Origin of the sequence: Burkholderia sp. AU28863 (assembly GCF_002223195.1) — a bacterium.
GTDB lineage: Bacteria > Pseudomonadota > Gammaproteobacteria > Burkholderiales > Burkholderiaceae > Burkholderia > Burkholderia sola.
This window is the reverse complement of sequence record NZ_NKFE01000003.1, coordinates 663,628-686,633: the sequence shown is the minus strand read 5'-3', so window position 1 is coordinate 686,633 and position 23,006 is coordinate 663,628. Positions and strand designations below refer to the sequence as shown.

General features: G+C 68.0%; 15 protein-coding genes. 6 read left to right on the top strand and 9 right to left on the bottom strand.

Going from position 1 to position 23,006, the window contains the following annotated elements:
- The first annotated feature begins 3 nt into the window (after positions 1-3).
- The 3 genes from CFB81_RS05615 (at position 4) to CFB81_RS05605 (ending at position 6,971) form a co-directional block, all read left to right on the top strand.
- Positions 4-3,117 carry an MdtB/MuxB family multidrug efflux RND transporter permease subunit gene (locus CFB81_RS05615; protein ID WP_089434765.1) on the top strand — a complete coding sequence of 1,038 codons (3,114 nt, stop codon included), beginning with the start codon at positions 4-6 and terminating at the stop codon, positions 3,115-3,117.
- A 3-nt stretch (positions 3,118-3,120) separates the two neighbouring features.
- Positions 3,121-6,429, top strand: a complete 3,309-nt coding sequence (locus CFB81_RS05610; protein ID WP_089434764.1) for an efflux RND transporter permease subunit — start codon at positions 3,121-3,123, stop codon at positions 6,427-6,429.
- A gap of 158 nt (positions 6,430-6,587) precedes the next feature.
- Complete coding sequence (locus CFB81_RS05605; RefSeq protein WP_089434763.1) at positions 6,588-6,971, top strand: VOC family protein; 384 nt, start codon at positions 6,588-6,590, stop codon at positions 6,969-6,971.
- Between the two features lie 92 nt (positions 6,972-7,063).
- On the opposite strand, the gene CFB81_RS05600 is transcribed toward CFB81_RS05605, so the two are convergent.
- Entirely contained in the window at positions 7,064-8,533 is a 1,470-nt protein-coding gene (locus CFB81_RS05600) for an NYN domain-containing protein (protein ID WP_089434762.1), read from the bottom strand.
- A gap of 295 nt (positions 8,534-8,828) precedes the next feature.
- Here CFB81_RS05600 and CFB81_RS05595 point away from each other — a divergent pair, with 295 nt between their 5' ends.
- Positions 8,829-9,458: an SDR family oxidoreductase gene (locus CFB81_RS05595; protein WP_069617029.1), complete on the top strand. Its 630-nt coding sequence runs from the start codon at positions 8,829-8,831 to the stop codon at positions 9,456-9,458.
- A gap of 87 nt (positions 9,459-9,545) precedes the next feature.
- On the opposite strand, the gene CFB81_RS05590 is transcribed toward CFB81_RS05595, so the two are convergent.
- On the bottom strand, positions 9,546-10,094 hold the full coding sequence (locus CFB81_RS05590) for a peroxiredoxin (RefSeq protein WP_069617028.1): 549 nt from the start codon (positions 10,092-10,094) through the stop codon (positions 9,546-9,548).
- Between the two features lie 278 nt (positions 10,095-10,372).
- Between CFB81_RS05590 and cdpA the strand changes: the two genes are divergently transcribed.
- Together cdpA and CFB81_RS05580 are read left to right on the top strand one after the other, a co-directional pair.
- Complete coding sequence (gene cdpA, locus CFB81_RS05585; RefSeq protein ID WP_204492426.1) at positions 10,373-12,115, top strand: bifunctional diguanylate cyclase/phosphodiesterase; 1,743 nt, start codon at positions 10,373-10,375, stop codon at positions 12,113-12,115.
- 26 nt (positions 12,116-12,141) lie between these two features.
- The gene (locus tag CFB81_RS05580; protein ID WP_069617026.1) at positions 12,142-13,653 is read left to right on the top strand and encodes an HDOD domain-containing protein; all 1,512 of its coding nucleotides are present in this window, start codon (positions 12,142-12,144) and stop codon (positions 13,651-13,653) included.
- A gap of 89 nt (positions 13,654-13,742) precedes the next feature.
- Here the strand turns inward: CFB81_RS05580 and CFB81_RS05575 are convergent, their stop codons facing one another.
- The 7 genes from CFB81_RS05575 to CFB81_RS05540 form a co-directional block, all read right to left on the bottom strand.
- Positions 13,743-14,537 carry an ABC transporter substrate-binding protein gene (locus CFB81_RS05575; RefSeq protein ID WP_050011412.1) on the bottom strand — a complete coding sequence of 265 codons (795 nt, stop codon included), beginning with the start codon at positions 14,535-14,537 and terminating at the stop codon, positions 13,743-13,745.
- A 335-nt stretch (positions 14,538-14,872) separates the two neighbouring features.
- Positions 14,873-15,928, bottom strand: a complete 1,056-nt coding sequence (gene astE, locus CFB81_RS05565) for a succinylglutamate desuccinylase (protein WP_179235950.1) — start codon at positions 15,926-15,928, stop codon at positions 14,873-14,875.
- Between the two features lie 7 nt (positions 15,929-15,935).
- Complete coding sequence (astB, locus tag CFB81_RS05560) at positions 15,936-17,276, bottom strand: N-succinylarginine dihydrolase (protein ID WP_089434760.1); 1,341 nt, start codon at positions 17,274-17,276, stop codon at positions 15,936-15,938.
- Positions 17,277-17,290: 14 nt separating this feature from the next.
- Positions 17,291-18,754 carry a succinylglutamate-semialdehyde dehydrogenase gene (gene astD, locus CFB81_RS05555; protein ID WP_089434759.1) on the bottom strand — a complete coding sequence of 488 codons (1,464 nt, stop codon included), beginning with the start codon at positions 18,752-18,754 and terminating at the stop codon, positions 17,291-17,293.
- A gap of 7 nt (positions 18,755-18,761) precedes the next feature.
- The gene (astA, locus tag CFB81_RS05550; RefSeq protein WP_089434758.1) at positions 18,762-19,793 is read right to left on the bottom strand and encodes an arginine N-succinyltransferase; all 1,032 of its coding nucleotides are present in this window, start codon (positions 19,791-19,793) and stop codon (positions 18,762-18,764) included.
- A complete protein-coding gene (gene aruF / locus CFB81_RS05545) occupies positions 19,790-20,857 on the bottom strand; it encodes an arginine/ornithine succinyltransferase subunit alpha (protein WP_069620510.1) in 1,068 nt (355 codons plus the stop codon). Before aruF ends, astA begins: the two co-directional genes overlap by 4 nt.
- Positions 20,858-20,887: 30 nt before the next feature.
- Complete coding sequence (locus CFB81_RS05540; protein ID WP_089434757.1) at positions 20,888-22,120, bottom strand: aspartate aminotransferase family protein; 1,233 nt, start codon at positions 22,118-22,120, stop codon at positions 20,888-20,890.
- Positions 22,121-23,006: the final 886 nt, after the last annotated feature.

The window sequence follows — 23,006 nt, the reverse complement described above, 5'->3', positions numbered from 1 at the left end:
TCGATGAATCCATCCCGCCTCTTCATTCTCCGGCCGGTCGGCACCGCCCTCCTGATGGCGGCGATCATGCTGGCCGGTCTCGTCGCGCTGCGCTTCCTGCCGCTCGCCGCGCTGCCCGAGGTCGACTATCCGACCATCCAGGTTCAGACCTTCTACCCGGGCGCGAGCCCGGAGGTGATGACGTCGTCGGTCACCGCGCCGCTCGAACGCCAGTTCGGGCAGATGCCGTCGCTGAACCAGATGTCGTCGCAAAGCTCGGCCGGGGCGTCGGTGATCACGCTGCAGTTCTCGCTCGACCTGCCGCTCGACATCGCCGAGCAGGAAGTGCAGGCTGCGATCAACGCGGCCGGAAACCTGCTGCCGTCCGACCTGCCGGCCCCGCCGATCTACGCGAAGGTGAACCCGGCCGACGCGCCGGTGCTGACGCTCGCGGTCAAGTCAAAGACGCTGCCGCTCACGCAGGTGCAGGACCTGGCCGACACGCGCCTCGCGATGAAGATCTCGCAGATCGCCGGCGTCGGGCTCGTCAGCCTGTCGGGCGGCAACCGTCCGGCCGTGCGGATCCAGGCGAACCCGACCGCGCTCGCGCAGTACGGGATGAACCTCGACGATCTGCGCACGACGATCTCGAACCTGAACGTCAACACGCCGAAGGGCAACTTCGACGGCCCGACGCGCGCTTACACGATCAACGCGAACGACCAGTTGACGAGCGCCGACCAGTACAACAGCGCGGTCGTCGCGTACAAGAACGGCCGGCCCGTGATGCTGACCGACGTCGCGACGGTCGTCGCCGGCTCGGAGAACACCAAGCTCGGCGCGTGGGTGAATGCGGATCCGGCGATCATCCTGAACGTGCAGCGCCAGCCGGGCGCGAACGTGATCGCGACCGTCGACGCGATCAAGGCGCAGTTGCCGAAGCTGCAGGAGACGCTGCCGGCCGCGCTCGACGTCGAGATCGTCACCGACCGCACGACGATGATCCGCGCGGCCGTGCGCGACGTGCAGTTCGAGCTGCTGCTCGCGGTCGCGCTCGTCGTGCTGGTGATGTACCTGTTCCTCGCGAACGTCTACGCGACGATCATCCCGAGCCTGTCGGTGCCGCTGTCGCTGATCGGCACGCTCGCGGTGATGTACATGGCCGGCTTCTCGCTGAACAACCTGTCGCTGATGGCGCTCACGATCGCGACCGGCTTCGTCGTCGACGACGCGATCGTGATGATCGAGAACATCGCGCGCTACGTCGAGGAAGGCGAGACGGGGCTCGAGGCCGCGCTGAAGGGCTCGCGGCAGATCGGCTTCACGATCATCTCGCTGACGGTGTCGCTGATCGCGGTGCTGATCCCGCTGCTGTTCATGGGCGACGTGGTCGGGCGCCTCTTCCACGAATTCGCGATCACGCTCGCGGTGACGATCGTGATCTCGGCGATCGTGTCGCTCACGCTCGTGCCGATGCTGTGCGCGAAGCTGCTGCGCCATTCGCCGCCGCCGGAGAGCCACCGCTTCGAGGCGCGCGTGCACCGCGCGATCGACTGGGTGATCGCGCGCTACGCGGTCGCGCTCGAATGGGTGCTGAACCGCCAGCGCTCGACGCTCGTCGTCGCGCTGCTGACGCTCGGGCTGACCGCCCTGCTCTACGTGTACGTGCCGAAGGGCTTCTTCCCCGCGCAGGACACCGGCGTGATCCAGGCGATCACGCAGGCGCCGCAGTCGATCTCGTACGGCGCGATGGCCGAACGCCAGCAGGCGCTCGCGGCCGAGATCCTGAAGAACCCGAACATCGACAGCCTCACGTCGTTCATCGGCGTGGACGGCAGCAACATCACGCTGAACAGCGGCCGGATGCTGATCAACCTGAAGGCACGCGACGATCGCAAGGAAACCGCCGCGCAGATCATCCGCGACCTGCAGCGGCGCGTCGCGAACATCACCGGCATTTCGCTGTTCATGCAGCCGGTGCAGGATCTGACGATCGACTCGACGGTCAGCCCGACGCAGTATCAGTTCATGCTGACGAGCCCGAACTCGGAAGAATTCGCGACCTGGGTGCCGAAGCTCGTCGCGCGGCTGCAGCAGGAGCCGTCGCTCGCCGACGTCGCGACCGACCTGCAGAGCAACGGCCAGTCGGTGTACATCGAGATCGACCGCGCGAGCGCCGCGCGCTTCGGCATCACGCCGGCGACCGTCGACAACGCGCTGTACGACGCGTTCGGCCAGCGCATCGTGTCGACGATCTTCACGCAGTCGAACCAGTACCGTGTGATTCTCGAGTCGGAGCCGAAGGAGCAGCACTACGCGCAATCGCTGAACGATATCTACCTGCCGTCGGCCGGCGGCGGCCAGGTGCCGCTGTCGTCGATCGCGTCGTTCCACGAGCGGCCGTCGCCGCTGCTGGTCGCGCACCTGTCGCAGTTCCCGTCGACGACGATCTCGTTCAACCTCGCGCCGGGCGCGTCGCTCGGCGAAGCCGTCAAGGCGATCGAGGCCGCCGAGAAGGACATCGGCCTGCCCGGCTCGTTCCAGACGCGCTTCCAGGGCGCGGCGCTCGCGTTCCAGGCGTCGCTGTCGAACCAGCTGTTCCTGATCCTCGCGGCGGTCGTCACGATGTACATCGTGCTCGGCGTGCTGTACGAGAGCTACATCCACCCGATCACGATCCTGTCGACGCTGCCGTCGGCCGGCGTCGGCGCGCTGCTCGCGCTGATGATCACCGGGCACGACCTCGACATCATCGGGATCATCGGCATCGTGCTGCTGATCGGCATCGTGAAGAAGAACGCGATCATGATGATCGACTTCGCGCTCGAGGCCGAACGCGTCGAAGGCAAGCCGCCGCGCGAGGCGATCTACCAGGCGTGCCTGCTGCGCTTCCGGCCGATCCTGATGACGACGCTTGCCGCGCTGCTCGGCGCGGTGCCGCTGATCGTCGGCTCCGGTGCGGGCTCCGAGTTGCGCCAGCCGCTCGGGATCGCGATCGCCGGCGGCCTGATCGTGTCGCAGGTGCTGACGCTGTTCACGACGCCCGTGATCTACCTCGGCTTCGACTCGCTCGCGCGCCGCGTGCGCGGCTGGTTCGAACGGCACGGCCCGCAAGCCGGTACGCGCACGGATGCGTAAGCGATGAACCTGTCGCGCCCCTTCATCACCCGCCCCGTCGCGACGACGCTGCTGGCGCTCGGCGTCGCGCTCGCGGGCCTGTTCGCGTTCATCAAGCTGCCGGTGTCGCCGCTGCCGCAGGTCGACTTCCCGACGATCTCGGTGCAGGCGTCGCTGCCGGGCGCGAGCCCCGAAACGGTCGCGACCAGCGTGACGAGCCCGCTGGAGCGGCACCTCGGCTCGATCGCGGACGTCTCCGAAATGACGTCGACGAGTACGGTCGGCAATGCGCGGATCATCCTGCAGTTCGGTCTGAATCGCGACATCGACGGCGCCGCGCGCGACGTGCAGGCCGCGATCAACGCGGCGCGCGCCGACCTGCCCGCCGCGCTGAAGAGCAACCCGACCTACCGCAAGGTCAACCCGGCCGATTCGCCGATCATGGTCGTCGCGCTGACCTCGGAAACGGCGTCGCCGGCGAAGGTGTACGACGCCGCGTCGACGGTGCTGCAGCAGTCGCTGTCGCAGATCGACGGGATCGGCCAGGTCACCGTGAGCGGCTCCGCGAACCCGGCCGTGCGCGTCGAGCTCGAACCGCAGTCGCTGTTCCACTACGGGATCGGCCTCGAGGACGTGCGCGCGGCGCTGGCCTCCGCGAACGCCAACGCGCCGAAAGGCGCGATCGAGTTCGGCCCGCAGCGCTTCCAGCTCTATACGAACGACCAGGCGTCCCAGGCGTCGCAATACCGCGACCTCGTCGTCGCGTACCGCAACGGCTCGGCCGTGCGGCTGTCCGACCTGTCCGACGTCGTCGATTCGGTCGAGGACCTGCGCAACCTCGGTTTGTCGAACGGCAAGCGCGCGGTGCTCGTGATCCTCTACCGCTCGCCCGGCGCGAACATCATCGAGACGCTCGACCGCGTGCGCGCGGCGCTGCCGCAGCTCACCGCGTCGCTGCCGGCCGACATCACGGTCACGCCGGTGCTCGACCGCTCGACCACCATCCGCGCGTCGCTGAAGGACACCGAGCACACGCTGCTGATCGCGATCAGCCTCGTCGTGATGGTCGTGTTCCTGTTCCTGCGCAACTGGCGCGCGACGCTGATCCCGAGCGTCGCGGTGCCGATCTCGATCGTCGGCACGTTCGGCGCGATGTACCTGCTCGGCTTCTCGATCGACAACCTGTCGCTGATGGCGCTGATCGTCGCGACCGGCTTCGTCGTCGACGACGCGATCGTCGTGCTCGAGAACATCTCGCGGCACATCGAGAACGGCAAGCCGCGGATGCAGGCGGCGTTCGACGGCGCGCGCGAAGTCGGCTTCACGGTGCTGTCGATGAGCATCTCGCTCGTCGCGGTGTTCCTGCCGATCCTGCTGATGGGCGGGATCGTCGGGCGCCTGTTCCGCGAGTTCGCGCTGACGCTGTCGCTCGCGATCGCCGTGTCGCTCGCGGTGTCGCTCACGCTCACGCCGATGATGTGCGCGCGTCTGCTGCCGGAAAAACACGATCCGCACGGCGAGGGCCGCTTCGGGCGCTTCCTCGAACGCGGCTTCGCGCGCATGCAGCGCGGCTACGAGCGCTCGCTGTCGTGGGCGCTGCGCCGGCCGCTGTTGATCCTGCTGACGCTGTTCGCGACGATCGGGCTGAACGTCTACCTGTACGTCGTCGTGCCGAAGGGTTTCTTCCCGCAGCAGGACACCGGGCTGATGATCGGCGGCATCCAGGCCGACCAGTCGACGTCGTTCCAGGCGATGAAGCTGAAGTTCTCCGAGATGATGCGGATCGTGCAGGGCAACCCGAACGTGAAGAGCGTCGCGGGCTTCACCGGCGGCACGCAGACCAACTCCGGCTTCATGTTCGTCACGCTGAAGGACCGCACCGAGCGCAAGCTGTCGGCCGACCAGGTGATCCAGCAGTTGCGCCCGCGGCTGGCGGACGTGGCGGGCGCGCGCACGTTCCTGCAGGCGGCGCAGGACATCCGCGTCGGCGGCCGGCAGAGCAACGCGCAGTACCAGTTCACGCTGCTCGGCGATTCGAGCGCCGACCTTTACAAGTGGGGGCCGATCCTGACCGAGGCGCTGCAGAAGCGCCCCGAACTGACCGACGTGAACTCCGACCAGCAGCAAGGCGGCCTCGAGGCGATGGTGACGATCGACCGCGCGACGGCCGCGCGGTTCGGCATCAAGCCCGCTCAGATCGACAACACGCTGTACGACGCGTTCGGCCAGCGCCAGGTCTCGACGATCTACAACCCGCTGAACCAGTACCACGTCGTGATGGAAGTCGCGCCGAAGTACTGGCAGAGCCCGGAAATGCTGAACCAGGTGTGGATCAGCACGTCGGGCGGCAGCGCGAACGGCTCGCAGACCACCAACGCGGCCGCCGGCACCTTCGTCGCGACCTCGGCCGGCACGTCGAGCGCCGGCACGGCCGCGCAGAGCGCCGCGGCGATCGCGTCCGACTCCGCGCGCAACCAGGCGCTCAACGCGATCGCGGCGAGCGGCAAGTCGAGCGCGTCGTCGGGCGCGTCGGTGTCGACGTCGAAGTCGACGATGATCCCGCTGTCGGCGATCGCGACGTTCGGGCCGAGCACGACGCCGCTGTCGGTCAACCACCAGGGGCTGTTCGTCGCGACGACGATCTCGTTCAACCTGCCGCCGGGCGTGTCGCTGTCGCAGGCGACGCAGATCATCTATCAGACGATGGCGCAGATCGGCGTCCCCCCGACGATCGTCGGCAGCTTCCAGGGCACCGCGCAGGCGTTCCAGCAGTCGATGAACGATCAGCCGATCCTGATCCTCGCCGCGCTGCTGGCCGTCTACATCGTGCTCGGGATCCTGTACGAGAGCTACATCCACCCGATCACGATCCTGTCGACGCTGCCGTCGGCCGGCGTCGGCGCGCTGCTCGCGCTGCTGCTGTTCAAGACCGAGTTCAGCATCATCGCGCTGATCGGCGTGATCCTGCTGATCGGCATCGTGAAGAAGAACGCGATCATGATGGTCGACTTCGCGATCGACCAGACGCGCAACAACGGGAAGTCGTCGTTCGATGCGATCCACGAGGCGTGCCTGCTGCGCTTCCGCCCGATCATGATGACGACGATGGCGGCGCTGCTCGGCGCGCTGCCGCTCGCGTTCGGCAGCGGCGACGGCGCCGAGCTGCGCGCGCCGCTCGGGATCGCGATCGCCGGCGGCCTGATCGTGTCGCAGGTGCTGACGCTCTATACGACGCCCGTCGTCTACCTGTACATGGACCGGTTCCGCGTCTGGGGCGAGAAGCGCCGCAACCGCCGCGGCAATGCCGGCGGGCCGGCGGTCGCCGGCGAGTGACGGAAGCGGCTGCCCTTCGGGCAGCCGTCTTTTGCGCTTGATTGACGGGCTCGATTGACGGGCTTGGTTGGCGCGCTCGGTTGCCGGGCTTGCTTGCCGGCCGCGATCGCCTATCGTGTGTCCATGTCCACCACCGCCCCGCCGCACGGGAACCCGCCATGAACGTCCAGCTCAACCACACGATCGTCTGGTGCCGCGACAAGCATGCGTCGAGCCGCTTCCACACCGAACTGCTGGAATTGCCGCCGCCGACGCCGTTCGGCGCGATGCTGGTCGTCGCGCTCGACAATCGCGTGTCGCTCGATTTTTACGAACAGACGGGCGAGATCCGGTCGCAGCATTACGCGTTCCTGATCGACGAAGCCGGCTTCGATCGCGTGCTCGCGCGCATTCGCGAACGCGGATTGCCGCACTGGGCCGACCCGGCCAAGCGGCAAGCCGGCGACATCTACCGCCACAACGGCGGACGCGGCGTGTACTTCGACGATCCGGACGGTCACTTCCTCGAAGTGATGACGCAGCCGTATGGGCTGAACGGATAGCACGGCAGGCCGGCGGGGCGCCGGCCCGGCGTGCGCGGCGCGGGTGACGCCCGGGTGCGGACGAAACCCGGCCGACTGCCCGGCTGCCGCGGTTACTCGGCGGCAGTCGTCGTCTTGCGCGGACGACGCGCGCGCGGCGCCGCCTTGCGGGCCGGTTTCTTCGGCTTGGCGGTGGTCGGGGTGTCGGCCGCCGCTTCCGGGAGCGCCGCGTCGTGCGACGGTTGCACGGTCTCGTCCCGAGCGCCGGAAGCGCGCGGCGCCGGCTCGGCGGGCGTCGCCGCCGCGTGCCGGTCGTCATGCGCCGCGTCGCGATGCGGTTCGTCCGCATGCCGACCGGACGCGTGCGCATCGCCACCGTGCGTCGCGTCGCCCTGCACGGCGGCGTCCGGCTTGCCGGCCGCGTGGCGACCTGCGCCCTTCGGGGCCGCGCCCTTCTTCGCGGCGGTCTTCTTTGCCGCGCTCTTGCGCGCACGCTTGCGGCCATCCTTCGCGTCGCCGTGCGCGTCGGTCACATCGGGCGCGTCAAGCGCGTCGGCCGGCGCCGCGTCGGCGACCTCGTCAAGCGCCGCGTCTTCCGCGTCGATCTGCACGCTGTCGTGAACGACCGCTTCCGTGCGCTGCCCACGACGGTGCGCGTCGCGGCCGGCCGGTGCCGGCTCCGCCGCGCGCGTGCCGTGGTGGCCGCCGGGGTGCGCCGCGCCGCCGTCACCGCCCGCCGCGACGTGCTCGGCCGCGGCCGTCTGGCGGGCTCGCGACACGAACGCGCCCGACTTGTCGTCGCGCCCCACTTCGAGCAGGCCGCGCGCCTGCGCCTCGTCGAGCAGGTTGCCGAACGCGCGGAACCCGTAGTACGACTCGTTGAAGTCCGGCTTGCGACGCTTGATCGCGCTCTTGAGCACCGATGCCCAGATCTTGCCGACGTCGTCGCGCTCCGACGCGAGCGCGTCGAACGTCTCGACCGCCAGCGCGATCGCCTCGGCCTTGCGTGCATCCATGTCGTGCTTGCGCGACGGCTCGTCGGGCCGCTTCGCGCCGCCGTTGCCCGCGCGCTGCTGCTGTTCGCGCTTCGCGAGCGCACGCTGCTGCTCGCGCACCAGATCGTCGTAGAAGATGAATTCGTCGCAGTTCGCGACCAGCAGATCCGACGTCGATTTCTTCACGCCGACGCCGATTACCTTCTTCGCGTTCTCGCGCAGCTTCGACACGAGCGGCGAAAAATCCGAATCGCCGCTGATGATCACGAACGTATCGACGTGCGACTTCGTGTAGCAGAGGTCAAGCGCGTCGACGACGAGCCGGATGTCGGCCGAATTCTTGCCCGACTGGCGCACGTGCGGAATCTCGATCAGCTCGAAGCTCGCTTCGTGCATCGACGCCTTGAAGCCCTTGTAGCGATCCCAGTCGCAATAGGCCTTCTTCACGACGATGCTGCCTTTCAGCAGCAGGCGCTCCAGCACGGGCTTGATGTCGAATTTCTCGTACTTCGCATCGCGCACGCCGAGCGCGACGTTCTCGAAGTCGCAGAACACGGCCATGCTGACGTTGTCCAGGGGTAATGCCATGAGTACTCCAACCGGTGGGCCGACGCGTGATGCACGCGTAGCGGCGAAAAATGCATCGCGCACATGATAGCCGGTCGGCGCGTCATTCCCGCATCCGTGTGAACGAACGCCGGGTACCCGGCGCGGGTATGCTCGATGCCGGTACGCCCGATGCCGGTACGCCCGATGCCGGTACGCCCGATGCCGGTACGCCCCCTATTACGTGCCCACCGCCGGGCCGATTCGACATTACACTTGAGTTATCGGTCGTCCGTCCCTATCTGGACGGATGACGCATCGAGCAAGGAGCGGTTTCATGACGACGAAGGTACTGCTGATTGGCGCGACCGGCCGGACGGGCCAGGCCTGCGCGGATCTGCTGCTCAAGCAGCCGGAGTTCGAGGTCACGGCGCTCGTGCGCCGGCACGGCTATGCGCTGGCGGGCGCACGGGTCGTCGAGGCCGATCTGACGAACGATTTCTCGCACGCTTTCCAGGGCATCACGCACGTGATCTACGCGGCCGGCTCGGCCGAATCGGACGGCGCGACAGAAGAGGAGCAGGTCGACCGCGATGCGGTCGCCCGCGCGGCCGAGTACGCGCTCGCCTACAACGCGCAGAAGCTCGTGGTGGTCAGCTCGCTGTCCGCCTACCGGCCCGAGCACGGGCCGGACGCGCTGCACCACTATTCGCAGATGAAGCGCGAAGGCGACGATCGCGTGATCGCGTCGGGCGTCGACTACGTGATCCTGCGGCCGGGCCCGCTGACGGACGACCCGGGCGTCGGCAAGATCGCGCTGACCGACACGTGGCTCGATCCCGCGCCGCCCGTCTCGCGCCAGGATGTGGCATGGGCCGCGATCGAGGCGATCAAGCTTGGCATCTCGCGCAAGGTCGTCGGCTTCGTCGGCGGCAGCGTGCCGATCGAACAGGCGCTGCGCGCGTAACGGCCCGCTGTGCGCCGCCCGGAAGGCGGCGCAGGCTCGTGCCCGCGGCCCGCACGACGGGCCGTTTTCACGCGCGCGGGTAGCCGCCTACTGCTTCGGGTGCGCGTCGGCCCACGCCTTGACGGCGGCGAGCGTGTTCTCGACGTGCTTGTCGGGCGACAGGCTCGTGTATTCGTAGAGAATCTTCCCTTCCGGCGAAATCACGTAGGACACGCGGTTCGCCCGGTCGAGCGCCGGCAGCTTCGCGTCGTACTCGCGGATGATCTTCGCGTCCGGGTCAGCCGCCACCGGGAACTTGCTGCGGCACTCGCTCACCGAGAACTTCGTCAGCGTGTCGATGTTGTCGGCCGACACGCCGATCACCGTCGCGCCGTAAGCCTTGTAACGGTCGACCGCGTCCGCGAACGCATGCGCCTCGATCGTGCAGCCCTTCGTGAACGCCGCCGGATAGAAATACAGCACGACCGGCCCCTGCTTCCGCGCGTCCGCGAGCGCGTACGTGTAAGTCTTGCCGCCGAGCGACGCCTGCGTCGTGAAATCGGGTGCCGCGGCGCCCGGCTTCAGTTCCGCCTGCGCCACCAGCGCATGACCGGCCACCAGCGCCGCCATGGCGCCCAGCAACAGTTTTCGCTTCATCTGCGTCCTCATTTCTTATAAAGTCAGCCTCGATATAGGCCACGCGGGCGTTCGCCTGTCGAACATCCGCGTGGAAGATCCGGCCGGCGGCAGCGCCGCCTGGGGCCGGCCCGTTAAAGATTTCGCACCGTCTGCCGTTATTCCTTCCGGACAACCGGTTCCAGCCCTTCACGTCAGCGAGAAACATGGAAGCCAACAGGAAACAGACGTCACGCAAGGGCTCCTGGCGCAGCGCCTTGCATACGCTGCGCCGCTTCGCTCGGTCGGGCGGCGCGCTGATGCCCGCGCGCGCCGTCGCGCCGCGACGCGACGACTCCGTGCGCAACTGGCTGGAACAGACGGTCGGCACGGTGGATTTCCTCGCCCACGTCGACCGCGAGCTGCGCTTTCTGTACGTGTCGGACGCGAGCCTGCGCTTCATCGGCTACCACCGCGACTACCTGCATACGCTGACGCTGCGCGACCTGATCGCCGAACAGGATACCCCGGCGCTCGAAGGCCTGCTCGCTCGCGCCGCGCGCTCGGGCCAGGTCGAGAAGGCGACGATGTGCATCGTCAAGTCGCTCACCTATCCGCTGGACGTCGAGGTCCGCGCGTTCAAGAGCCGCCACCACGGCGTCGACGGCTTCGCGATCGCGGCGTTCGACGTGTCGTCGTGGCGCGCGCTCGAGGCACGCCTGACCTACGAAATGCACCACGACCCGATGACGGGGCTCGACAACCTGTCCGCGCTCGTGCCGGCGCTGATGCGCGCGCAGCAGACCGCCGACGAGAACGGCACCTGCGCGGCGCTGCTGCTGCTCGACCTCGACGACTACCAGCGGATCAACCGCGCGCTCGGCTACGACGCGGGCGACATGCTGCTGCGCGAGACCGCGCAGCGGCTGAAGGCGCTCGTCACGCCGAACGAGCAGCTCGCGCGCGTCGCGAGCGACAAGTTCGCGGTCGTGCTGGGCGCACCGGACCGCACGCAGGCAAGCCATGCCGCCGATTCGCTCGCGCGCCGGCTGCAGGCCGCGGTGCGCGAGCCTTACGTGTTCCAGGGGCAGACCGTGCACCTGTCCGCGAGCATCGGCATCGCGCTCTATCCGGACGAACGTGCCGCGCCGCATCGCGCGCAGCATCACAGCCCGCTGCTGCGCCGCGCCGACCACGCGCTCTCGCAGGCGAAGGCATCGGGCGGCAACGCGCTCGCGTTCCATGCGCCCGTCGACGATCCGGCCGACGCCGAACGGCTCAAGCTCGAAGCCGACCTGTACGACGGCGTGCGCAACGGCGAGTTTTCGCTGCATTTCCAGCCGATCACGCGCAGCCAGTCGGGCGCGGTGGTCGGCGTCGAGGCGCTGATCCGCTGGCGCCATCCGGTGCACGGCCTCGTGCCGCCGGCCACCTTCATCCCGCTCGCCGAATCGATCGGCCTGATCAACTACCTCGGCAACTGGGTGCTCAAGGCGGCGTGCATGCAGCTCGTCGCGTGGGACGGCCAGGGGCTCGCGCTGCAATACGTGGCGGTCAACGTGTCGCCGCAGCAGTTCCGCGACCCGCGCTTCACGCAGAGCGTGCGCGAGGCGATCACGCTGACCGGCATCGACCCGCGCCGCATCGTGCTCGAAATCACCGAAAGCCTGCTGATGCACGATCCCGCGCACGCGAAAATGCTGCTCGAGGAGCTGACCGGTCTCGGCATCCGCTTCGCGGTCGACGATTTCGGCACCGGCTATTCGAGCCTGGCCTATCTGCAGCGCTTCCCGCTCGCGAAGCTGAAGATCGACCGCAGTTTCGTCGAGAACCTGCTGACGTCGCGCAACGACCGCGCGATCGTGTCGGCGGTGGTCGGCCTCGCGCAAACACTGGATCTCGAGCTCGTCGCCGAAGGCGTCGAGACCGAGGCGCAGCGCGAACTGCTGACGGAGATGGGTTGCAATCACATCCAGGGCTGGCTCGTCTGCCAGGCGCTGCCGTCCGAGGAGCTCGCGCGGCGCTTCGAGGCGCAGCAGCTGCACCTGCACGCCGCCGCCTGACGCGCGCGGCGAACCGAAAGATCCGTATGTCAACCACCGAATACCTGCCCCGCACCGCGCTGCTCGACAAGCTGTGGGCCCGGATGAACGAACGGGGCGATTTCCCGCTGCTGTCGGAATCGCTGCGCGCGACGATGGCCGCGATGAAGAACGACGACCTCGACTTCACCGCGCTCGTGCGCGTCGTGCTGTCGGACTTCGCGCTCACGCAGAAAGTGCTGCGGCTCGCGAACTCCGCGATGTACATGGCGTTCGGCGGCAACATCACCACCGTGACCCGCGCGCTGATGGTGCTCGGCATGGACGCCGTCGGCCATCTCGTAGTCGGGTTGAAGCTCGTCGACCACTTCCATCAGAGCACGCCGCGGCGCATCGACGCAAAGCTGGAGCTGAACCGTGCGCTGCTGTCCGGCTGCGTCGCGCGCAAGCTCACCGAGCACGCCGAACTGCGCGGCGGCGAGGAAGCCGTCGTCTGCACGCTGATGCGCCAGGTCGGCAAGCTGCTGGTGGTCTGCTATCTCGACAGCGAATGGGACCGCATCCGCCGCCGCGCGGCCGAGCTGAACGGGGACGAAGCGGCCGCGTGCGTCGACGTCCTCGGCGTCGGCTTCGACGAGATCGGCCTCGAAGCAGCCGCGCGCTGGCGGCTGCCCGACGTGATCCGCGCGGGGATGGCCAACGACGATCGCGCCACCCGTGCCGACGCGTTCGACGACGAAGACGGCGACGCCCGCCACGCGGACCCGACGGCCGACGACAGCCAGGCCCACCGCACCCGCTGGCTGCGCGCGGTGAGCCGCTGCTCGACCGACGTCGCCGGTGCGCTCGTCATGCCCGCGAGCCCGCAGCGCGACGCGCGCATCGCGGCGCTCGCGCAGCACTACGGCGCCGAGCTCGACATGGAATCCGACGCGCTCGTCGAGATCGCCGATCGGCTCGCGCGCGAGGAAGCGAGCGACACCGTGATGCGCGAGATCGTCGAGCTGCGCGCGAACGCCGATGCGATCGCGCGCGCGCAGGCCGCGCCCGAGGCATGCCTCGAAGCCGGCCTCGCGGACCTGCGCGCGCTGCCGTCCGAGCACGTGCTGACGCCGGTGCTCGCGCTCGCGTCGGAAAGCCTGCTGGCCGGCCTCGCGTTCACGCGCACCGTGATGTTCGTGCGGCACGACGACGGCACGTTCGCCGCACGCCTGGGTTTCGGCCCCGGCGTCGATACGGCGCTCGACCGGCTGCATTTCGACGAACGCTTCGAGCCGGACGTGTTTCATCTCGCGATCTCGAACTCGGTCGGCATCTTCATCGAGCAGGCGCAGGACCCGAAGATGACGAAGCGCCTGCCCGCGTGGTATCTCGACGCGTTCGACGACGCGCGCGCGTTCGTGCTGCTGCCCGTGCGCGTCGGCACGACGAGCGTCGCGCTGCTGTACGGCGACTGGGCCGGCGCGCAACCCGCGCGCAAGATCTCGCAGCAGGAGATGGCCGTGCTCAACGAACTCGCGCGCGAGCTGGGACGGTTCTTCGCCGCGCAGCCCGGCTGACGGCGGGCCTACCTCCCGTCGTTTTCGCTCCACAAAAGCAAACCGGCCGCAGCGGCCGGTTTTTTACATCATGCGATCGAGCGAAGCGCTTACTTGAGCGTCACGGGCACGCTGAAGTATTTCTTCGCGAGGTTGTCGATCGTGCCGTCGGCCTTCAGGTCCTTCAGCGCCTGATCGAGCGCGGTCTTCAGCGCCGCGTCGTTCTTGCGCAGGCCGAAGCCGACGCCCGAGCCGAGGATCTCGGCGTCGCTGACCGTGCCGCCCGCGAATGCGAAGCCCTGGCCTTGCGGCTTCGTCAGGAACCCCTTCGAGCCGGCTTCCGAATCCTGGAACGTCGCGTCGAGACGGCCCGACTTCAGGTCGGCATACGCCAGATCCTGCGTCTGGTAAGGCACGACATCAACGCCGGCCGGCGCCCACTTCTTCTTCGCGTACGCTTCCTGGATCGTGCCCTGCAGCACGCCGACGCGCTTGCCCTTCAGCGATTGCGGGGTCGGCAGCAGGCCGCTGCCCTGCTTCGCGATCAGCTGGTTCGGAATCGTGTAGATCGGATCGGTGAACGCGATCGCGTGCTTGCGCTGGTCGGTGATCGTCATGTCCGAGTTGATCGCGTCGAACTTGCGCGCCTGCAGCGCCGGGATCAGGCCGTCGAAGTCGTTCTCGACCCACACGCACTTCGTCTTCAGCTTCGCGCACACCGCGTTGCCGATGTCGATGTCGAAGCCGGTCAGCTTGCCGTCGGGCGTCTTGTATTCGAACGGTGCGTACGAGGCCTCGACGCCGAACCGGATCTCCTTGAGATCCGCGGCAAACGCGCTGCCTGCCGCCACCGCCGATGCCGCCACCACCGCGTGCGCGGCCACTTTACGCCAATCCAACTTCATCAGGTGTTCTCCTCGATACTCGAATGTTCCGGAACTACGGGCGCATGCAGCATGGCAGGGTCGAATGCCACCGACAATGCCAACGCGGCGCCGTGATGCGGCGCAACAGCCGCAAGGCCGCGATTGTACCAATCCGCGCGGCCCGATACGGCAAAGCGGCCGCCGATGCGCGATGCTGCGCTGCGCGCACGGCGGCCGCCACGCGACGCGTCGAACTCGCAAGACCGTGTCGCAAATATGCAAGCGCCACGCGCGCGCCGTCCGCGCGGCGGGCAGGCGTCATCGCAAAAATGAATGGGCCGCGGGACGATGCGGCCCGCACGATTGCACATCGATCAGACGAGCGCGGCCAGCGTGTCGCGCGTCGTATCGACGACGAGCAGGCCCGCACGCAAACCCGGCTTCACGGTCGGGTTCGGAAACACGATGCGTTCCTCGTCGTGCTTCACCGTATAGCGGTAGTCGCCGTCCCGCGCGAGCACGGTGCCACGCGGGAACGCGGTGAAGTTCGCGACGTCGGCCGCGACGAATAGCTCGAGCGCGTCGCTCTGCTTCGTGATCTGGTCGATCACGGTGAACACGCGCGGCAGCGACGGATGGTCGTCCCGCGGATGGCCGCCCCACGGATGGCCGCCCCGCCCACCCGACACGAGCTTGCGCACCGCGCGGTCGGCCGGCGCGAAGCGCGTCAGGTCGTTCTGGCCGAACGGCCGCACCTTGCCGAGTTCCAGCGTGCACGCGAGCGTGCCGCAATGCTCGGCCGTGAAATGCGAATACGTGTTGCCCTTCGCCGTGTGCAGCAGCACGGCCGCGATGCGTGCATCGCCGAGCCATTCGACCATCGCGCGCGTCGGCGGCGTGCCCGTATGCGGCAGCAGCGCGAATTGCTCGAACACCGATGCGCGAATCGCCGTGTGCATGTCGATGTGCCAGCGCGCACCGCCCGCCGGCGCGGCCGCGAAGAAGGCGGCGGCCGCCGCTTCGAGCTGCGCGGCGCGCGGCGCTTCGCGGCTCGCGGCCACTTGCGCGTGACGGCCGCTGAACAGGCGGTTCAGGTCGTCGTCGAGATAGCGTTCGCCCGCGCGCATCGCCGGCACGTTGCCGAGCACGACGAGCAGCCGGCACGCGAGCGCCAGCGCGCCCGACGCGAGATCGCGCACGAGCAGCGACAACAGCTCGATCGGCGCGGTCTCGTCGCCATGCACGCCGGCCGACACGAGCACGCTCGCGCGCGTCGCGGCGTCGGCGGCTGCCGGTTCGAACGCGAGCAGCCCGTCACCGAGCCATTGCCAGCGCACCGCGCCGCCCGCGCACGCGCCGTCCTGTTCGGCCGGCGCGCCACCGGCGAGCGTGAACGCGAGGAAATCGTCGAGCAACGCGTTCGCCGACATGCCGTGCTCAGCGCTGGAAGTCATACAGCGAACCGACGCGCAGGATCTGCGTGAGCTCGTCGAGCGCCGTGCGCGACTCGTCGAGCAGCGCCGGATCGGCGAGGTCTTCCGGGGCGAGGCGATCGCGATAGTGCTTGTCGATCCACGCGTCGAGCGACGCGAACAGCGTGTCGTTGATCCATACGTTCGACGTGACGGCCGCGCGCTCGGCTTCGGTCAGCACGACGCGCAGGCGCAGGCACGCGGGGCCGCCGCCGTTCTTCATGCTTTCGCGCAGGTCGAACACGAGCACGTCGTGAATCGGGCCGTTGCCGGCAGCAAGCTGGTCGAGATAGGCGGCGACCCGCTCGTTCTCGCGGCATTCCTGCGGCACGACGAGCACCTGCGAGCCGTCCGCGCGCGACAGCAGCTGGCTGTTGAACAGATACGACGTGACCGCGTCGTTCACGCTCACCGCTACGTCGGGCACCTCGATCACGTTCAGGCGCGCACCGCGTGCGTCGAGCGCGGCGGTCAGCGTGTCGTAGATCGCCTGCTTGTTGACGAACGCGCGTTCGTGCGTGAACAGCGTGTCGCGGTTGCCGACCGAGATCACGTCGTTGTGAAACACCCCCGCGTCGATCACGTCCGGATCCTGCTGCGCGTAGACCGTCGCTTCTTCGGCGAGCCCGTGGCGATGCGCGACCGCGCGGCTCGCCTCGAAGGTCTGGCGCGCCGGGAAGCGCTTCGGCTCGGGGCCGCGGCGGTATTCGGCGCGGCCGTACACGAAGAATTCGATGCCCGGCTTGCCGTATTCGGCGCAGAAGCGCGTGTGGTTCGCCGCGCCTTCGTCACCGAGCGCCGGCGTGCCCGTCAGTGCTTCGTGCACCGCGAAGTGCGCGGGGTCCGCGAACAGCGTGGACAGCGTACGGCGCGTCGCTTCGTGCTCGATCGCGCGATGCAGCTTGCTGCACAGATTCGCCGGCGTGAAGTGCACACGGCCGTCGCTCGTGTCGGCAGACGGGCTGACGGTGGCCGCGTTCGCGGTCCACATCGCCGATGCCGAGCTCGCCGCGGCGAGCAGTTCAGGCGCCTGCTTCGCGGCCTTCGCGATCACGTCCGCGTCCTTGCCGGAGAAACCGAGCTCGCGCAACAGGCGCAGCGACGGCCGCTCCTGCGGCGGCAGCACGCCTTGCGCGAAACCGAGGTCCGCGAGCTGCTTCATCTTGCGCAGCCCCTGCTTCGCAGCCGCCTTCGGGTTCGCAGCCGACTTCTCGTTGTTCAGCGACGCCACGTTGCCGAACGACAGCCCGGCGTAGTTGTGGGTCGGGCCGACGAGCCCGTCGAAATTGGCTTCTTGTGCGTTCATCGTCGCTCCCTCGATCAGAAATGCAGGCCCGGCGACAGGCTCGCGGGCAAAGTCAGTTGCGTGCTTTCGACCGACGCCATCGGGTACGCGCAATAGTCGGCCGCGTAGTACGCGCTCGGCCGATGGTTGCCCGAGCGGCCCGTGCCGCCGAACGGCGCGGCCGACGACGCGCCGTTGGTCGGCCGGTTCCAGTTGACGATCCCGGCGCGGATCGCGCGGCGGAAGTGCTCCCACGCGTTCGCGTCGTCGGCCAGCAGGCCGGCGGACAGGCCGAACGCGGTATCGTTCGCGCGCTCGATCGCATCGTCGAACGTCGCGTAGCGGACGATCTGCGCGAGCGGGCCGAAATGCTCTTCGTCGGGCAGGTTCGCGACGCCCGTCACGTCGATGATCGACGCGTTCACGAAGCCCAGGCGCGGATCGCGCTGCGTCATCGCGACGATCGGCTTCGCGCCCTGCTCGACCAGGCGCGCCTGCGCATCCACCAGCTTCGCGGCCGCGCGCGCCGAGATCACCGCGCCCATGAACGGCTGCGGATCGGCGTCGAACACGTCCGCCGTGATCTTCGACGTGACGTCCGCGAAGCGCGCGAGGAAGCGGTCGCCGAACGCGCCCTGCGGCACGAAGATGCGGCGTGCGCACGTGCAGCGCTGGCCGGCCGACAGGAACGCCGACTGGATCGTGTGATGCACGGCCGCGTCGAGGTCCTCGACTTCGCCGATCACGAGCGGATTGTTGCCGCCCATCTCGAGCGCGAGCACGATTTCCGGACGGCCGCCGAACTGCTTGTGCAGCAGCGTGCCGGTATCCGAGCTGCCGGTGAAGAACAGCCCGTCGATCTGCCGGTGATTCGCGAGCGCGATGCCGGTGTCCTTCTCGCCCTGCACGAGGTTCAGCACGCCGGCCGGCAACCCGGCTTCGTGCCACACGTCGACCGTCGCGCGCGCGACGCCCGGTGCGAGCTCCGACGGCTTGAACACCACGGTGTTGCCGGCGATCAGCGCCGGCACGATATGACCGTTCGGCAAGTGGCCGGGGAAGTTGTACGGGCCGAACACCGCGACGACGCCGTGCGGGCGGTGACGCAGCACCGCGACGCCGTCGGCCATGTCCTGGCGCTTCTCGCCGGTGCGTTCCTGGTACGCCTGGATCGAGATGCCGACCTTCGCGGCCATCGCCGCGACTTCGGTGCGCGCTTCCCACAGCGGCTTGCCCGTCTCGCGGCCGATCGCGGTCGCGATCGCTTCCTTGCGTTCGGTGAGCAGCGTCGCGAAGCGCTTGACGATCTCGCAGCGCGCTTCGAAGGCGAGCGCCGACCAGCCGGCGAATGCGCGCCGTGCGCTCGCGACCGCGCGGTCGACGTCCGCCGCCGATGCGCTGCCGCCCTGCCAAGCGATTTCGTCGGTGCCCGGGTTGCGCGACGCGAAGACGGGGCCCGAGCCTGCGACCCAGGCGCCGTCGATGAAGAGTTCCGTCATGATTCGTTTATCCCTGTTTGACTTTGAGCGGCAGCACGCGGACCGGATCGCCGGCCTTCACGTCGAGCGCGGCGGCATCGTCGGCCGACAGCACGAACGCACCGTTCGCGACCACGCCCGGCGCGACGCCGACGCGGAAATCCCCGAGCGACGTGTTCGACACGAGCGACCTGGGGGCGTCGTCCCGTGCGTCGGGCGCGCCGATCGCGACCGGCACGACGACGCTCTCGCGTACCGTGCGCAGGTCGTTGACGTGGCATTCGAGTACCGGGCCCGCGTCGAAGATGTCGACGTGATTCTGGTAACGCAGCCCTTCCGCTTCGAGCATCTTGCGGGCCGGCAGCGTATCGCGATGCGTGAGGCCGACCGCGTCCTGCGCGTCCTGCGGCAGCAGGTCGACGTACACCGGGTAGCGCGGCATCAGTTCCGCGAGGAACGACTTGCGGCCGTGCGAGCTCAGGTAATCGGCCGCGTTGAAATCGATCTGGTAGAAGTGCGAACCGACCGCGCGCCAGAACGGCGACGTGCCGTCCTCGTCGAAGTGGCCGCGCAGTTCCGCGCAGATGCGTTCCGGAAAGCGGTCGCGGAACTGCGCGATGAACATGAAGCGCGAGCGCGACAGCAGGCCGCCGACGCCGCCCGTGCGATAGCGCGGGCTCAGGAACAGCGAGCACACTTCCGCGTAGCCCGTCAGGTCGTGCGAGATGTTCAGCGCGTGCATGCGCGTCCACACGCCGAGCTCCTGGCTCGCATGCACGACCGTGCTCACGCGATAGTTGTAGAACGGCTGTTCGAGGCCGACCTGCGTCTCGATGCCGCACACGCCCGCGATATCGCGCGTCTTCGAATCTTCCATCACGAAGAAGTAGCCGGCTTCGCCGGGCGCCGCGAGGCCTTCGAGCGTGCGGCGCGAGCGTTCGATGCGCGCGGCGAGCGCGTCGCGGTCGGGCTTGAACGTGGTCAGGCCCGGCCCGGTTTCCTGCGCGAGCGACACGAGCGCGTCGACGTCGCCCGTTTGTACGACCCGAACGACGATCATGCTGCGTCTCCCTTCAAATCTTCATCGTCGCGGCGATGCAGCGGCACGCAGCGCACGACATCGCCTTCCTTCACGTCGAGCGCCGCGCGCACGTCGCCGGCCAGCGGCGCGTGGGTGCCGTGCGCGTTGGCCGCGTCGCCCGGCAGGTCGGCCAGCACGCAGCGGAACGATTCGCCGCTGCCCGTCGACACCATGTACGCGACGTCGCCCTGCTGGTGCGCGGCCTCGCGCACGACGCGCTCCGACGCCTGCTTCACGCACGCGGTGCGGTCGACCTGTGCGGTCAGCACCGGACCCGCGTCGAAGATGTCGACGAAGCGGTCGGGCTCGAAGCCTTCCTCGAGATGGATGTCGTACGCGAGCAGTGCCGTTTCGTTCGGCTCGCCGAGCACGCGCTGCGCGGCTTCCGGCAACAGCGGCACGTAGAGCGGATAGGCCGGCATCACTTCCGCGATGAACGTGCGGCTGCGGCCGCCCGATGCGATGTCGACGTCGGTGAAGTCGCGTCCGAAGAACTTGCGGCCCACCGCTTCCCAGAACGGCGACGCGCCGTTGCCGTCGCTCACGCCGAGCAGCAGCGTGAACACTTCCGGCGTGAAGCGGCGACGGTTCGCGGCGATGTACATCATCCGGGCGCGCGAGATCAGGTGCGCGGCCGCGTCGCCGCGCAGCGACGGATCGACGTAGAAGCCCGCGAGCCGGCTCTTGCCGGTCAGCTCGTGCGACATCGTGAGCGCGTGGATCTTGCGGTTCACGTGCAGCTCGCGCGACGCGTGGATCAGCGCGTCGTTGCGGAACGCGTAGAACGGTTCCGAGTAGCCGGCCGCGGCCACGATGCTCGCCGTGCCGAGCAGCTTGCCGGTTGTCGAATCCTCGAGCACGAAGAGGTAGAACTCCTCGCCGGCGAAGTCGACGTCCGCGCGAAACGAATCCTCGGAGAGCGCCACACGCGCTTCGAGCGCCGCGCGGTCGTGCGGCAGCGAGTGCAGGACCGGCTGCGCGGTGCGCGCCATCTGCGCGAGCGCATCGAGATCCGTGAGTTTGCCGGGGCGAACAAATAGCATCGTCGTTCCTGTCTGCGATGGGGGCGCCGATCAGCGCGCGGTGGCTTCCTGTGCGGCGAGCACTTGTTCGACCGCCTTCTCGAAGCGCTTCACGCCTTCGTCGAGCAGGTCGAACGGGATCACCAGCGACGGAACGAAGCGCAGCACGTTCGGACCGGCGATCAGCATGATCAGGCCGTTCTCGGCGGCGGCCGTGACGAAGTCCTTCGCGCGGCCGTCGAATGCGGCGGTGAGTTCGGCGCCGACCAGCAGGCCCTTGCCGCGCACGTCCTTGAAGATGCCGAAGCGTGCGTTGATGCGTTCGAGCGCGCCCTTCAGGCGCACGCTGCGTTCGCGCACGCCTTCGAGCAGCGCCGGGTCGCCGATCAGTTCGACGACCTTGTCCGCGATCGCCGATGCGAGCGGGTTGCCGCCGTACGTCGTGCCGTGCACGCCGACCTTGAAGTGCGCGGCCAGTTCGTTCGTCGTCAGCATCGCGCCGATCGGGAAGCCGTTGCCGAGCGCTTTCGCGGTCGTGAGGATGTCCGGCGTGACGCCCGTGTCCATGTATGCGTAGAACTGGCCGGTGCGACCCACGCCCGTTTGCACTTCGTCGAAAATCAGCAGTGCGTCGTTGGCGTCGCACGCTTCGCGCAGTGCCTTCAGGAACGCCGGATCGGCCGGGATCACGCCGCCCTCGCCTTGTACCGGCTCGACGATCACGGCGCAGGTTTTCGGGCCGATTGCGGCCTTCGCGGCTTCGATGTCGTTGAACGGCAGGTGCTTGATGCCTTCCGGCACCGGGCCGAAGCCTTCCGAGTATTTCGGCTGGCCGCCGACGCTGACCGTGAAGAACGTGCGGCCGTGGAACGACTGCACGAACGACACGATTTCGACTTTATCGGCGCCGTGGCGGTCGAACGCGACGCGGCGCGCGAGTTTCAGGGCGGCTTCGTTCGCTTCCGCGCCCGAGTTCGCGAAGAATGCGCGGTCGGCGAAGGTCAGCGATTCGAGGCGCTTCGCGAGGCGCAGCACCGGCTCGTTCGTGTAGCCGTTGCCGATGTGCCAGAGCTTGCGGCCTTGTTCGTCGAGCACCTTCAGCAGTTCCGGGTGGCCGTGGCCCAGCGACGTGACCGCGATGCCGCACGCGAAATCGATGTACTCGCGGCCGGCCGTGTCCCAGACGCGGGAGCCCTCTGCACGGTCCGGCACGAACGGCGCGGGAGAGAATACCGGCACCATCACTTCGTCGAATGTCTGGCGGGTCACGGTCGAGGTCGTCATGGTCGTTCCTTTCGGTTTCGTAAGAGGGTTCAACAGGATCAAGTTTAGGGAAGGGTGACGCAAGCGTCTTGCGGAATTGCGACGGGTTCTATCGGAAGGTTTGGGTTTTGCCCCTTTCGGGCGGCCGGGGTGGCTACGCCGTGTCGGTATTTTGGGGCTTTTTCTCGCTTGTCTGGGGTCCGCCCGCGTTTGGTGTGAAGCACCTGCGATCGTGTCGGTCTATTAGCGTCGCCCCTGCGCGGGGCAGCGGTCACTTTTCTTTGTCTTGCCAAAGAAAAGTAACCAAAAGAAAGGCGCTCGGATAACACATGACTTACCGGTGCCATCGCCAGCAGAGTGGTCCGCACAAAAGTGTCCGCGCCAGCCAGGAATCCGGAGTGGTTCGAGCAATGGTTCTGACACCACTCACTACCCCACGGAGCGGTATACCACCCGCTAGCTCCGTCCTCGCTTCGCTCGGCCGACAGGTCATCCCAACCAATCCCGCCATCGCCGCCCCTCCCGTGGAACTTGATGTGCCTTCAATAAACGGAATTCGCTGCTTTGCCCGCGAGAAAAATGCGGGGCGCAAACACATCGTCGTCGCGAAAGGCGGATCGGTCACACAAATGGGGGAGCAGAAAAAGTGCCTGGCAAGCCACATCTCATGCAGAAAGCCCGAACGCGAGCCCTTGAAGTACTTTGCAGCCGAGCGTAGCGAGGATGGAGCTAGCGGACGGTATACCGCTCCGTGGGGTAGTGAGTGGTGTCAGAACCATTGCTCGAACCACTCCGGATTCCTGGCTGGCGCGGACACTTTTGTGCGGGCCACTCTGTTGGCGATGGCACCGGTAAGTCATGCGATATCCGAGCGCCTTTCTTTTGGTTACTTTTCTTTGGCAAGACA